Annotated in this window: 10 protein-coding genes; 5 read left to right on the forward strand and 5 right to left on the reverse strand. The window is 69.7% G+C overall.

Features of this window, described 5'->3' with window-relative positions:
* The first annotated feature begins 136 nt into the window (after nt 1–136).
* Nucleotides 137–520: a hypothetical protein gene (locus tag AB0D34_RS07630; protein ID WP_362658023.1), complete on the forward strand. Its 384-nt coding sequence runs from the start codon at nt 137–139 to the stop codon at nt 518–520.
* Between the two features lie 258 nt (nt 521–778).
* Here the strand turns inward: AB0D34_RS07630 and AB0D34_RS07635 are convergent, their stop codons facing one another.
* Nucleotides 779–4,519, reverse strand: coding sequence for a hypothetical protein (locus tag AB0D34_RS07635; RefSeq protein ID WP_362658025.1), 3,741 nt, complete (start codon nt 4,517–4,519; stop codon nt 779–781).
* 194 nt (nt 4,520–4,713) lie between these two features.
* Here AB0D34_RS07635 and AB0D34_RS07640 point away from each other — a divergent pair, with 194 nt between their 5' ends.
* The gene (locus AB0D34_RS07640; protein WP_358943042.1) at nt 4,714–4,836 is read left to right on the forward strand and encodes a hypothetical protein; all 123 of its coding nucleotides are present in this window, start codon (nt 4,714–4,716) and stop codon (nt 4,834–4,836) included.
* Nucleotides 4,837–4,903: 67 nt separating this feature from the next.
* Here AB0D34_RS07640 and AB0D34_RS07645 read toward each other — a convergent pair whose 3' ends face one another.
* Together AB0D34_RS07645 and AB0D34_RS07650 are read right to left on the reverse strand one after the other, a co-directional pair.
* The gene (locus tag AB0D34_RS07645; RefSeq protein ID WP_362658028.1) at nt 4,904–6,853 is read right to left on the reverse strand and encodes an ABC transporter ATP-binding protein; all 1,950 of its coding nucleotides are present in this window, start codon (nt 6,851–6,853) and stop codon (nt 4,904–4,906) included.
* Complete coding sequence (locus tag AB0D34_RS07650; protein ID WP_362658031.1) at nt 6,850–7,740, reverse strand: aminoglycoside phosphotransferase family protein; 891 nt, start codon at nt 7,738–7,740, stop codon at nt 6,850–6,852. The genes AB0D34_RS07645 and AB0D34_RS07650 overlap by 4 nt, the downstream gene beginning before the upstream one ends.
* Before the next feature lie 948 nt (nt 7,741–8,688).
* Here AB0D34_RS07650 and AB0D34_RS07655 point away from each other — a divergent pair.
* On the forward strand, nt 8,689–9,618 hold the full coding sequence (locus tag AB0D34_RS07655) for an aminoglycoside phosphotransferase family protein (protein WP_362659035.1): 930 nt from the start codon (nt 8,689–8,691) through the stop codon (nt 9,616–9,618).
* A 176-nt stretch (nt 9,619–9,794) separates the two neighbouring features.
* The gene (locus AB0D34_RS07660) at nt 9,795–10,766 is read left to right on the forward strand and encodes an EcsC family protein (RefSeq protein ID WP_362658033.1); all 972 of its coding nucleotides are present in this window, start codon (nt 9,795–9,797) and stop codon (nt 10,764–10,766) included.
* 141 nt (nt 10,767–10,907) lie between these two features.
* Here AB0D34_RS07660 and AB0D34_RS07665 read toward each other — a convergent pair whose 3' ends face one another.
* On the reverse strand, nt 10,908–12,023 hold the full coding sequence (locus AB0D34_RS07665) for a hypothetical protein (RefSeq protein ID WP_362658036.1): 1,116 nt from the start codon (nt 12,021–12,023) through the stop codon (nt 10,908–10,910).
* A gap of 92 nt (nt 12,024–12,115) precedes the next feature.
* Nucleotides 12,116–12,331 carry a TauD/TfdA family dioxygenase gene (locus AB0D34_RS07670; protein WP_362658038.1) on the reverse strand — a complete coding sequence of 72 codons (216 nt, stop codon included), beginning with the start codon at nt 12,329–12,331 and terminating at the stop codon, nt 12,116–12,118.
* Here AB0D34_RS07670 and AB0D34_RS07675 point away from each other — a divergent pair.
* Nucleotides 12,260–13,393, forward strand: coding sequence for a peptide deformylase (locus tag AB0D34_RS07675; protein WP_362658041.1), 1,134 nt, complete (start codon nt 12,260–12,262; stop codon nt 13,391–13,393). The two genes, AB0D34_RS07670 and AB0D34_RS07675, sit on opposite strands and share 72 nt — an antisense overlap.
* Nucleotides 13,394–13,733 lie beyond the last annotated feature (340 nt).

The raw sequence follows: 13,733 nt of genomic DNA on the forward strand, positions 1-13,733 counted from the left end.
CAAGCCCTCCGTCCTGGGCAGGAACGGAGTGGGTAGGGGCCTGGCCGTCGGCTCGGTAACGATGCCAGGTCCCTACAGCCTTTTGGAATCAACCGCACCGCACCATCCGGCGCCGCAGTGCGCCACGGAGGATCACGTGACCGACCCGCCGCGCCCGACCCACGTCCACATCTGGGACGGCGACGCTGTTCCCGCCTGGCTCGGCTCTGACCAGCACTGGTTCGACCATGACGAGCTCGTCATCCGCACACCCGACGGTCACGCCCGACCGAAGTCCGGCTGGTGGCTCATCGGCTGGGCTGGCGGGTGGGTCACCGTGGCCACACCAACGATCGGTGAACGCGAATACGGGCCCGACGGGGTCTACAGCCGGCTCGCCCAGGCCGAGCAGAGCCTCGACCGCGTGACCCGCCTGTACGAGCAGTGGGTGCAGGAGGGATCGCCCCCGCTCGGTGTGCCGATGGGCCGATGGTGGGATTCCCGCCTTGCCCAGATGCGCGAGGCGATCCTCCGGCGCTAAGGGTGGCGCACGGGCTTGGGTCTGATGCCGGACGTCGGAGGAATTCGTTAGTTCCAACGATTCCCGCCGGGAGTGTTGTCCGTCGAGAGGGGCTCTGTCCTGCGGCTCTTCTTGGCGCCCGCTCGGGTTCGAGCCGACTCCGGGCGCAATCGATTCGGTCGCGCGTGAGCGGGGGACCACTATCGCCCCAAAATCGTGGGGCTCAGCGCCTGGTCAGCCAGCTCCGCTCTCGCGCCATCTGGGTAGCTCGGGCGTGGTTCAGCCGGTCTGCAGAGGAAGATGGCGGTGAGTGAAGACGATGTCCCGCACTCGTTCCACAGCCGCCGGTTCGATGTGGGCCAAGACGCCCAAGGTGCAGTCCCAGCCGCTGCCCGCGAGCGCACTCGCCGTGAACTGCCGGGCCTCCCGCGCCGTTTCCGTCGTGTCGGGCGGAATGTGCGTCAGGGCAAACGTTCGGAACGTCTCGTTGAAAGCGGTGCTGGTGGAGGCCGAGACGGTGCGAAGGCCTGCCGGCGTCCCGGCGAGGTAGCCGGCCACGGCCGCGAATGCCTCGGCCCGGTCGTACGGGACGTTGTGGCGGCGTGCGCGCAGCCTTGCGGCGTCAAGGTTGCCGAGCGCCGCGTGGGCGATGGCGATGGCCCCGGTCGGCAGCCCCCAGGGGGCGCTGCCGGTCGACTTCTGCTCCCACGATGTAAGCGTGCTGCGGGCGTCGTCGCGTTCTTCTCGGGCGTGCAGGAGGAGCACCGTGAGGAGGTCCTCCGTATCCAGCCAGGTATCCGACTCTTTGAGTTGTTGCGCCACGTGTTCGGCGGCCTGGTGAAGGCGGTCGGCGCATCCTGCGTCGGCATCGGCGAGGGCGGTGAGGAGCTCACTGAGGTCGGCGATACGTCCGCTCCAGCCGCGGTGTGGGTCCGCGGTGAGGAGACGTTCTCGTTGGCGGTCGATGAGGTCTACGGCGGTGGCCGGGTCGTAGGACCGCAGGGCGGCCGCGATGGCCACGAGGGTGCGGTGTCTGCTGTCGTGTTCCTCCGGGCCGGTCTCCTCGGCGAGGGCCAGGGCACGGTCACGGTCGCCGACGTAGGCGAGGGCCTGGGCGGCGGCGCCCTTCGCGTCGGCCACCTCCCGGCCGGGAGCGCCGTCGAAGAAGGAGAAGTTGTCGGCGCCTTCCAGGGTCCCGGTGCGGTCGGCGGCCTCGTACGCCAGGCGTCGGGCATGCTCTACATGGCCGGCCCGCGACGCCGAGACAGCCGCCGCAGCGAGCGCCTGCACCTGCTCGACCGGGTCCCGCAGACTCCGAGCCAACTGCGCGCCGTCCTCGTGCCGACCGATGGCCGACAGCGCCGCGCACAACGAGATGAGCCAGGTCTCCCGCGGCAAAAGGCGCTGCGGGCCTCGGCCTTGGGGAGATCCGAGTGCTTCCAGTGCCTGGGACAGCCGTCTGCTCGCCTCATCCGGCTCGCCGCGGTCCGCGAGGCGGGAGGCCTGCTCCGCCAGCGTCTGCGCCGACGGCTCCTGGGCCAGCTCGTCGACGTCATTGGCGAGTACGGCCCGGGCCCCGGCGAGCGTGTCGACACCCATCAGCCCGGTGTGCCTTTTCTCCGGCACCCGCGCGACGAGGCCGCGCGCGCGGTCCACCGAGCCGGTGTCCACCAGAGCTCGTACGACGGTGGTCAGCATGTGGCTGAGGAGTATGGTCAGGTCGCCGCCGTCGTCGGCCGACAGACCTTCGGGATCGCGCAGCGCGGCCTCCAGGCGTCCCGCCGCCTGGTCCGCCAGCGTGTTCGCCTGTTCCGGACGGACGGTCGCCAGGGCCGATGCTGCGGAGGCGTGGACGAAGCAGGCGGTGAGTCGGGGCGGGAACGCCTGGGCGTACTGGCTGATCCGCTCGTACATCCGGTCGGCTCGCGGGCCCTCGGTGGCCGCGGCGCATGCGGCCCAGGCCGCGATCGGCGCGCTCGGATCGGCCGGTGAGGCGGCGCACAGTTCCTCTGCATACCGCTCGGCCTGGTCGAGCAGCTCCTCGGCCAGCGCAGGGTCGTGGGAACGGGCGGCGAAGGCGGCCCGGGCCACCACGGTGGCGCCCGCGTCGTCGCCAGCGTTCGCCGATGCCCCGAGCCGGCCGAGCAGTTCGCGGCCCCGGTACAGCTCGCCGACGGCCATCAACGCCACGGCCGCTTCCCCGGTGGCCTCCTCCGCCTCCTGCTCGTCCCCGCTCGGCGGAGCGCTTTCCCGACGAGCCCGCTCAGCCCATCGTGCGGCTTCGGACGCCGCCTCGGCGGCGAGCCGGTCCCCGACTTCGACCAGCACACGGGCAACCCTCGCCAGACGGACAGCCTTCTCCGCCGGGAACGGGGCGACGAGGGCGAGATCCATGGCCCGCCGAGCATGTCCCAGCCGGGCGAACGCCAGAGGGACTTCGGCCGGCAGTGCTCTGGCCCGCTCGGCGAGGACGGCCGAGGACGCCGCGAGGGCCGTCAACTCCACCAAGTCCTCGGGGCATTGGCGCCGCACCAGCTGGGCGGTCAGCTCGATGTGAGTGAAGGCGGTGTCCAGAGAGGCGCGCTCCATCAGGGCCCGTTGGCGATGCGGATCGAGGGCGATGTCGGTCAGCCGCTTCAGATCGCCAGCGCTGTGCAGCATGCGCGGGTAGTCGTAGAGCAGGTAGGACGGGGTGTCCGAGGGCCACTCCCGGTCACGGTAGTCATCCGCCCACTCGTGCAGCTGCGTCTCGAACCCGGTCACATCGCCCAAGGCGGTCAGGGCTTCCTGACGAAGTTCCTCATGGCCCAGCGCGTGGACGTGGGGGGTGGCGTGAGGCTCAGGCACTAGGACCTGGCCGTGGCTTCCCGGTACGAAACTGCGGCCGGTGATTCCCCGCAGGAGCCGGTCCACCCGGTACGGGATTACCCCGACGAGACGGGCCAGGTCGGCGGACGTCAGACCGCCGCGGGCTATCACCAGCAATCCGAGCAGCGGGACGCCGACCGCTTCGTCGTCCAGCAGCCGCCGCAGCTCATGTCGTGCCAGGACGCTGAGGCCCGTGGCGTGAGACCACGGTGCGAGCGTGCGGATGACATCCCGGGCGCGCAGAGGGTGGTCGTCAGGAACGTCGTCCGGAACGCGCGGGCCGGGCCGGCTCGTGACCACTACCCGCATCCCCGCCGGCGGGACCCTCGGCAGCACGGCGGCAATGCTCGGCCCGCCAGAAGCGGCGCCTTGGTCCTCGTCCAGGCCGTCCACGATCAGCACCAGACGCCGTCCCCGGTTCTGGCACGCCTCCGCCGCGGCCCGGCACAGTGAGGGGAAGTCCTCGGGACGACTGTCCGCTGCTGAGACCTCCCGCTGGGCGATCAGGGCCAGTTGCCGCAGCACCGTCTGGAGGAATACCGACTGGTCGTTGCGGCCAAGGCGATCGGTGATGAAGCAGGAGACGACCTCCACGGTGTCCGGCCGGTGCCGGAGCACGAAGTCGGCGACCAAGGCGGACTTGCCCGCCCAGGGCGGCGCCTGCCACCACCTGTACGCGGATGCGCCAGGGAGATCCGGGCCGGAACAGAACTCGGCCAGTTCCTGAAGCTCGGCCTCCCTGTCCATCAGCTGCGCCGACAGGATGTGCTGCTCGATCCACTCGGCGTAGCTCTGGTCCCCCCGCTCTCGCGCCCTCGCGGAAGGGAGGGACGAGCGGGAAGGCTGGGCTTGATCCAGGAGCGTGCGCCACCAGCCCTCGTCGAACCGTTCACCCGCCCACGCGCTCAGCTGCCGGACGATGGCGATCAACCTTTCGCTGCTGCTCAGTTTCGGGGTCTTCGCCTCGTCCCAGTCGTCGGGCATCCACACGGCCAGGCGCCGGTCGAGCTTCGATGTCGAGCCCTCGACCGCCTGGGCGAGAGCACGACGCGAATAAGCGTGCCCGGCCTTCCTGCCGTACCCGGCGCGGGCCTTGGCCTCCAGGGCCCGCAGCGCGTCGTACAGCTCACGGGCCTTGGACGATTCCCCCACCCGCGCCACCTTTCCCCTGTGCCCGCCTGCCCTCCGCTGCCCGCGTCGGGGTCGGCGGGCACGCCGATGACCAGGAGCGTAGAGGTAGTTCTCCCGCCTTGCCCGCCCTTTCGGACGGCCGCCGCCCCCACGCGGAACCGTTCTCCACGTCCGGCCCGCCGGCCGGCAGCCACCGAGGAGAGGAACACGTCACCATGACCACGCCCATCGCCCGAAAGCTGGGCCATGCCGCGCTCTTCAGCCTGGTCCGCGGCGCGTGCTGGGCCCTGGGCTCGGCCCTCGTGGCGGGCATCGTGTGGTGGATCCAGCAGCGGTAGCCCGTAGAGAGGTGTGCCCCCGGGGCCGGAGGGCCCCGGGGGCACACCCGCGATCACGTGATGAAGGTCATCGATCTTGAGCGAGTGTGTGCAGCTCGCCTACGAGGCTGCCCTCCGTCGCGATCAGCTGATCGAAGGTGCCCTGCTCGCGGATCCGGCCGCCGTCCAACGCGATGACCCAGTCGGCGAGCCGTACGTTGTCCAACCGGTGGGTCACCACCACAGTGATCCGGTCCTGCTTGCACTCCCGGAGCTGGTGGAAGACCTGGTGCTCACCGCGCGGGTCCATCTCGCTGGTCGGCTCGTCGAGGATGAGGACAGCGGGCTGCCGGTGCAGCGCCCGGGCACAGGCGACGCGCTGCCACTGCCCGCCGGACAGTTCATGTCCGCCCCACACCGATCGTGCCAGCAGGGTGTCGAGCCGGTCAGGGAGCGCGCGCAGCACGCCGCCCATGCCGACGCGGTCGGCGGCTTCCCATACCGGTTCGTCACCGTGCTCGCGGGGCTGGCCCAGGGTGATGTTCTCGCGGGCCGCCAGGGGCCAGCGGCCGTGCCGTTGCGGGACGAGGCCGACGTGCCGCCAGACCGACTCGGCGTCGGCGGTGGCCAGATCGGTCCCGTTCCACAGGACCCGGCCTCCGTCGTCCGCCACGGTCAGTCCCGTCAGCAGCCGCACCAGCGTGGACTTGCCGGCGCCGTTTTCGCCCACGAGCGCGATCACCATCCCCCGGCGCAAGGTGAGGGACACGGAGTCCAGCGCCGGCTTGTCCGCGCCGGGATAGGTGTACGAGGCGTTCTCCAGGGTCACTTCGTGCGGGGCGGCGGCCTGGGTGTCACCGCGTTTGGCCGTCATGGACTGGTAGGCGGCGATGAACGCGTAATAGTCGTGCAAGTAGAGGCCGTGGTGGAACATGACCGCGGAGTACCTGACCAGGCTGTTCAGGGCACGTCCGGAAGTCTGGGAGGCGACGATCGCCGTCCCGGCGGCGGCCGTACTCATCGCGCCAGCCAGGACCAGGCCCGCGAGCGAGGCCCACATGCCCACCGTGAACAGTCCGGAGAGGGAAGCGGCGAGCAGGGTCACCAGCAAGTAGGGCCGGGAACCGGCGAGTTCACGCCCGACCACTCGGTCGCACATCGTGCGATACCAGTAATACAGGTACGGGCGCATCGTGTTGGCGCGCAGCTCGTCGGCGAGCTCGCTGGTCGTCAGCCACCACCTCATCATCGACCGGACGTTTCTGGCCGACAGGGTGCGGTCGTGGACCCGGTAGTCGATCCGGGCGGCGATCACGCCACCGAGACCGCGGGGGACGACGGACAGCACCAGGACGACGAGCAACAGCGGGTGCAGGCTGGTCAGGACGCTCGCGGCGGAGACGAGCTGGATGAGTCCCTGGGTGAGGGTCTTGGCGTCGTCGGCCAGGTCGACGGCGCGCATGGACCCGATCTCGGCGGCCTGGCTCGCGTCCTTGAAGCCCTCCTGGTCGTAGGCGGACAACTCGACACGCATGTGCAGGTCGATCATGGTCAGGTCCGCGGCGGCGGCGATCTGCGGATTGAGCCGGCGGGTGGCCCAGTCCGCCAGGATCCACGCCGTGGCACCGCCGGCCATCGCCACCACCGCGGTTGAGAGCGCGGGCCACGCCGCGTTCAGCCCGGCGCGCGGGTCGTCGGCGCCGAGCAGCGGGCCCAGGGCGTGGGAGACGGACGTCAGCATGACGTACGTGCCGATGCCAGACAGCAGTTGGCACACCATGATGGTGATGACCATGCGGCGGTCCACCGACCAGGCCAGCCGGGCGGTCTGCGCCAGGGCCTGCGGGATGCGGCGGGCCATCTCCCACAGCGTGGTGTCCTCCATCGCCAGCCGGTGGGGGCGTCCCTTGAAGTCGAGCTCCGGCGGCGCGGACGGCTGCGGAACTCCCGTCCGGGCCGCCGGAACGGACGCTGACGCGTCGAACGCGCCCGCCTCGCCTGTTTCCGCCGTGGTTGTCTGCTCGTGTGGTGTCGTCATGCGAACACCCCCTCGACGAGCCGGTCCAGGGTGCGCCGGCCGCGCGCGGTGACATGCGGGTCGTCGAGCTTCGGACCCCAGACCAGGCAGCTCACCGCGTCGAGCGCCGCCAGGCACTTCAGCGCGTGCTGCTCCTCGGGCGTGAGATCACGGCCGTAGCCCTGGAGGCACGCGGCCCGCAGGTCGGGCCGATCCACCCAGGTGGCGCAGGCCATCAGGACAAAGTCCTGCACCGCGGCCGCGAACCGGGCCCTCTCGAAGTCGAGCCACCCGGCCTGTCCCCGATGCCTGGACCACATGAGGTTGCGCTCCCATGCGTCACCGTGGATGAACGCGAGCGGCAGCGGCCGAAGATCACGCAGCTGCCCGGCCAGGTCACGCACCAGCTTCTGCTCCGCCGGAGTCACCCGTTCCCCGGCCTGCCGCAGGTGGTTCTCGGCGCCATCCGCCGCAGCCTGCAGCGCCTGCTCGGCCTCGGCACGCCGGGGACCGGACAGGTCGCCGGCCGCGTGGAGCCGGGCCAGCAGGACGCCGCCCTGCCGATGGGCGCGGACTTCCTCGGCGGGCGTCAGCACCAGCTGCTTGAGAGGCCGTCCCGGGATCGCGGTCAGGAGCAGGGCCAAGTGGTCCGCGCTCGAGGCGCGCAGCTGCGGCGCGTGGCCGACGCCAAGGGCCGGGGCCGCGTGGCGCAGTGCGAGGGTCTCGCGCTCGTACATCAACGGCTGCGGCGAGATCTTCAGGTAGAAGTGGACGTCTCCGGGCAGGGAGAGCTGCCAGACCCGGGAGTTCTCCCGCGGGTGGGAGGCGTCCTGGACGGACGGCCGGGCACCGAGGGCCCGGGTGGCCCACGCAAGCAGGGCGGGGGCGAGAGTGCTCGGGTGGGTCATGCCCCCCACCTCGATGACGGTCGTGATGCCGAGGCGAACAGGGCGCGACGCGCATCAACCGGCCGCCGGAACGCGGTGGCCTGGGCGGGGGGATTCTCGAACACAGGGCGAAGGGCGGTAAGCACGCGGACGGGATTCACGGATTCTCCTCGGTCGGGAAACGGGTAGAGCACCCGGACAACGCCCCTGATCACAGAGCTGATACGGGCAGCCTCGGGCGATGGGGCGAGCGAGAGTTCGACGCCGGGCGGAAGGAGCAAGTGCTGTCGGCCTAGGCGCGTGGCGCCCGCCTGTTCGATTCACCCTCCCGGGGACGACGGCGCGCCCGTAGCCCGAGCGGCGGATTGCATGACGGCGTCGAGGGCACCGGTCTCCTTCGGCGGGGCGTGGATGTGCTCTGCGCACGCACCCTCGTCCACACCACTGACAATCGGCGGGGGACGACGCCGTGATCCGGTCATTCCGAACCTGCCGCGCAGCGAAGGCCGAGCACCCTTAAGCGGGCCGATGACCTGGGGCGGATCCGGGAGAAAGGATTCTTGAAGTACCGTGACGCAGCCCGAAATTGAGGGCCTGCCAAAGTGGCTTGATCTGACGTCTGGCCAGGTCGCCGACCGGCGCGGCGACGCTGTGAGCGGCCACGATGACGGCTAGCATCAGCGCCTTCGACGCGGTCGTCGCACGCTCGCGGGGTGTTCGTGCCATCGGTGCCCGCTCGATCAGATCCGCCGCTACGTTCAACGGGCTTCCGCCTGCGAAGCCGCGCGCATCAGGCCTGCGCAGAGGTCACGAGGAGAGACATGACCATTCCCGCCCCGTACCTCCCGGACACCGTGACGGCATGTCCGCGCTGGCAGCGCCCCGGTCCGCGGCAGGCGCCGGCGGACGGCCTTGAATGAGGACACCGGGCGCACGGCGCACTGCGTCCCTCATCCCGTGGGCCCGCCGGTGATACGCACGCCAGACGAGTTCGCGCGGGTCACCATCGCACGCGAAGGCGACGAAGGCGCGGCGTGGCTTGACGAACTTCCCTTGATCGTTAAGGAGTTGGCGGTCCGCTGGGACTGCGCCCCGGACGGCGAGGTGATGTACGGAGGCGTCGGGATCGTTGTCCCCGTGCTGCGCAAGGCGACCGAGCCCGCCGTGCTGAAGATGTCCTTCCCGCACGCCGAGAACCGGTTCGAGCCGGACGCGCTCGCGGCCTGGGGCGGGCGCGGCGCGGTCCTGCTGCACGAGCGAGACGACGGACGGTTCGCGATGCTGCTGGAGCGGGCACACTCATCGACGCTGGCCCAGGCTGCATCCGGTGATGATGTGGCGACGATCGCCGGGCGTGTCAGCCGCCGCCTCGCTGTCCCCGCGCCCCCAGGCCTTCCCCGCCTTCAAGAGCAGGCGGGCGCGTGGGAAGAGCAACTGCAATGGGACGCCCGGGAGTTCCCTCACGCGCTGCCGTCCCACCTGGTACATGCCGCGATCGCGACGGTGCGCGAGCTCGCTCAACTCCAGCCGGACACCCTCATCCACGGCGACCTGAATGCGCGGAACATCCTGGCAGCCGCCCGCGAGCCCTGGCTAGCGGCAGACCCGAAGGGCTGGGTCGGCGACAGGGCCTACGACTGCGGCATGCTGATCAAATCCCGATCAGTGGTCCTTGCTGAGCAGGGAGATCTGACCAGGTCGGTCCTCCGCACCCTCGACGTCTTCACGGACAGTGCCGAGCTCGACCGAGACCGCGCGCGGCGCTGGGCGCAGCTCAGCGCTGTGAAAGCCGCATACGGTGGCCGTCGGCGCGGCTTCCGCCGCGCCCGGCAAGGAACAGAACTGGCACGCCTCATCGCGCTGGTCGACGAGTTGGCGCTCATCCTCACCGAATTCTGACGGCGCCTACAAGCAACCCGCAGGTGACCGGTGCAGTCGGCTTCGGACATCGCCCTCCGCACCGCGGCCTCACTCACGTATCGGCTGGTAGGGCATCGTGGCCCCAGCGATCACACCCGAAATGGAGAACCTCAATGAGTCCCTACACCGGCCCACTCGTCGACGGTGCAACCCCGATGACCGCGTACGAGCGGCAGGTATGGGACACGCTCAACGAGCACTGGCAGCGCCGCAACAACCGCCGTGGTCTGCCGAACTGGGCGAGCGCCGCGCTCGGCCGCACCGGTGAGGCCGCGGGAAACGCTGCGAGACGCCTTGCGGACGCTGTTCCAGAGACGGTCGCGGAACCGATCCGTCGTGCAGGCGAAGCGGTCACCGACACGGCCATGCAGCCGGCGCTCGGAGCCGTGACAGCGCTGCTTGAGCTGGTCAACGACGGAGCAATGAAGCTCAACGACCCGAAGAACGTCGAGAAACTCGCCCGCAAGCAAGGTCTCGAACTCAGCAGTTTCACCGAACTACGGAAGCAGGACCTCAAGGTGTGCGACCGGTTGCTGACCTCCAACACCCTCAGGTGGCGGACCGCTGGCGCGTTCGAAGGCGGGGTCATGGGCCTGCTGGCAACGGTCCCCGTCGCCGGCACCCTCGTCGCGATGACAGCGGACGTCCTCGTCATCCAGGTCCTGAGCACGTCGATCGCAGCGCGCATCGCGTACTCCTACGGCTACGACGCCAAAGACCCCCATGAGCAGATCTTCATCCAGCGCCTGGTACGCCGGTCCTTCATGGCACAGGCGGCCAAAGCCAAGCCGATGACTGAGACCGCACGGGCGTCGGTCGCGATCAAGGGACGGGTGAGGTGGTCGAACAAGCTCCGCCAGGACCACCGCCTCCTGGCCGCCCTTGAGAAGTTGATGCAGCAGATGGGCCCGGCCGGCTCCCGGGTGCCAGTTGAAAGCGTTGCCAAGGCCGTGCCGTTCGTGGGTGTCTTCATCGGTGCCAGCATCAATGCCGCAGTTCTCAGCAGCGTGGCCGCCGACGCCCAGCGGTACTGCCAGACCCGATTCCTGTGCGACAAGTACGGGCTGCCGCTGCCGGCCGCACTGGCGACCGACCGGGACGACGACCCCCAGACCGACGCCACGTAAGCGATGGCTGCTGGGTCCACGATGCAGCCTCGACAGGTCGTGCTTCGCCGCCCCGTCGAGGATCTGCCTGGAGACTCCGAGCGCCTTGCAGACACCGGACGGAAACTGCAGCGGTCGCCAGGCCGCCCCGCGCGGGCGTGATTACCCCTCGGTGACGTGGAAAGCGACGGGCTCGGACCGGCGGCTGTTGACATGGATCTCGAGCGTGTACTCGCCGGGCATGAGCGTCACGGTGGCCGTGGACCGCAGCAGGTGCTGCTTGCCGAGCGTGATCGTCTGCCCGGCCTGGGCCGCGGTGGTCTTCAGGACATACGCCTTCTCCCGGCGCTTGCCGGTCTTGGTGGGCGAGCAGAGAACATAGTTCACCCGCAGGTTCGTCGACGCCGACGCGGTCAGGTCTGCGGCGAACACCAGGGTCTCGCCGAGGCGCAGTTGGGTGCGTTCCAGGCGGATAGGGGAAAGCTCGGCCGGCGGATTGCTCGGGTAGCCGAGGAACTCGTAGGCAGCGGTGTCACCCTTCTTCAGCCGGCTGCGCAACGCCTCCCGCGCGATGAAGGCGAACTCCTTCTGCTCGGCGCGGCCCTCCGACTTCCACCGACCGAGCGTGCCGAGCACCAGGTTGAGATCGTCCTCGGCGATGTCATGAAGGTGGTTGGCCACCGACTGCGTCACGAACCGGTTGGCATCGCCGTAGAGCCGGTCGAGGATCGGCAGCCCGGCGTCGATGCCAACGGGGATGTTGACCGACCAGGGAAGGCGCGGGCGAGTGCACTCACTGGCCAGGCGACGTACACGGTGATCGGGATCCTCGGTCCACGACTCGACGGCCTTGAAGGTCTCCGTCGGGAAGTCGCGGATGAAGTACCGCATGGCGTCCTCGGCCGAGAAGTACGGCGTCAGACGCCGAAGCGCTTCCAGCGCCTGTTCCAGATCCGGGCCGCTACGGCAGTACTGGGCGACGAAGTGCGAGTGCGGGGCGTAGATGTAGAGGCCGAAATCGGTGCTTGCCCCTGCCTCCTCCGGAGACGCGGGCAGCGATCGCAGCAGGACGTCGACGGCCTGGAGACCGTCGACCGGCAGGTAGGTGCTCAGCCCATGGCTGGTTCGGGCGATCCTGGCCTTCAGCGCGAGCCGCGGGAAGCCACCGACGACGTCGCGAGCGAACTGTTCGGCGTCGAACTCTGGGCAGACCGCGTGCACCTCCGTGGCGATCCGGTTGATGCGATTGACACTGAGCGCGTGCTCCTTCTCGGCCATGCCCGCACGATAGCGGTGACAAGCCTGCGACCGGCGGGATCTCGCCGCCCGCCCCCCGACCAGGAGCGAAGTCGGCTCTCTGGCGGCCCGGACTAGCGGATCGAGGTGCGGTAGAGCAGCCGATGGTGGCGGGAACTGTCGCAGGGCGAAGCGGTGTGCAAGGTGGCGCGGTTGTCCCAGACGACGAGGTCGCCCTGCCTCCAGCAGTGGGTATAGACGTACGGGGAGCTGGTTGCGTGGGCCAGGAGCTCGGCGATCAGGCGGGCGCTGTCGGCCGGGTCCATGCCGACGATGCCGCTGATGACCATGCTGCCGAGCAGCGATCCAACGCCCTGTACCGCAGCAACCCGCTGACCTGGGACGAACTCGCTCTCGAAGCACACTGCGGCGACGAGCCCATGGGCTGGATCGTCAAACATGACCGTGACGCGTTCAAGGAGCTGTGGCTCCAGTTCCAGGGCCCCACCAGCCGCTTCCCGCTCTACCCGGGCCAGGAAGCGGAAATCACCTACTCCTATTGCGTCGGTGCTGAGAAGTGGGGCCCCTGGTTCCAGCGAGCGGTCCGCCTGCCGACTCGGCGCCTCACCGTGGAACTCGCCTTTCCCTCGGAGACCGAGCCGGCCGTCTGGGGAACTGAGACGTCCCTGAGCGCCGACGTCGCGCCGCTGAAGACACAGCCCCAACGCACCATGAGGGGCGACCGGATCGTCTTCTCCTGGGCAACGATGGACCCGCCCCTGCATGCCCGGTTCCGTCTCGAATGGCGCCTGAAAGCCGGACCCGACACGAAAGAGAACGCCCCTGTGAGTACCCTCTCTGCCAGCGAGGCCATGGCACACGCCGGCGTCGTCCAGGAGGGCGCTGAGATCCTGACGCGCCCGGCCCGCCCGTTTGACCTTCCGGCAGAGGCCGATGACGCCCAGCGCGTCGTCCGTGAACTGCTCGCCGCCATCGACCGCGTCCGGGACCTGCACACGTTCGGCAAGGGGATGGGGATCGCTGCCCCTCAGATCGACATCGACCGCTCCGCCGCCGTGGTCATTCCTCCAGAACCTGCCGCCGAGCCGGTCGTGCTCCTCAACGCATCCATCGAAGAGTCGTCCGCCGATCAGGACGAGCAGTACGAGGGGTGCTTGAGTTTTTTCGACGTCCGTGGACGGGTTCCCCGGCCCCTGAGCATCGTCGTCGCGCACCGCGCCCTTGACGGCAGCCCGCGGCTGTCCCGCTTCACACAGGGGATGGCCCGCCTCGTCGCCCACGAGGTCGACCATCTCGACGGTGTTCTCTACCGCGATCGCATGCGCCCCGACATCCGACCGATCCCCGTCGAGGAGTACCGGGAGACCGGGAAACGGTGGCAGTACGGCTGAGCAGGATGCCGGGTATGGCACCGGCGCGGTGAGTCGAGTCGGCCCAACAGGCGTCGGGTTCACGCGCCCACCGCCGACGGCTTGAACGAGGGGACGTCGCGACGGAGGGCCCGTCTGCCCGTCGTAAACGCCCCTACGGGAAGCATCACGATGCTGTGAAAGTCGATGACAGCTCCTACCGGGCCGACCAACGAGGGACCGATCACCAGCGACCAGCAGTTCTCGTAGCGGGGGGCATGTGGTCCTGCCACATGTCGGGGCTGGCCGGGCGTATGGCGCCGAGACCGAGGCGGGAGACGGTTCTTGTGGTGATATCGAGGCTGCCGGCGCGCGGCGCGAC

This window comes from Streptomyces sp. NPDC048420 (assembly GCF_040651535.1).
Taxonomy (GTDB): Bacteria; Actinomycetota; Actinomycetes; order Streptomycetales; family Streptomycetaceae; genus Streptomyces.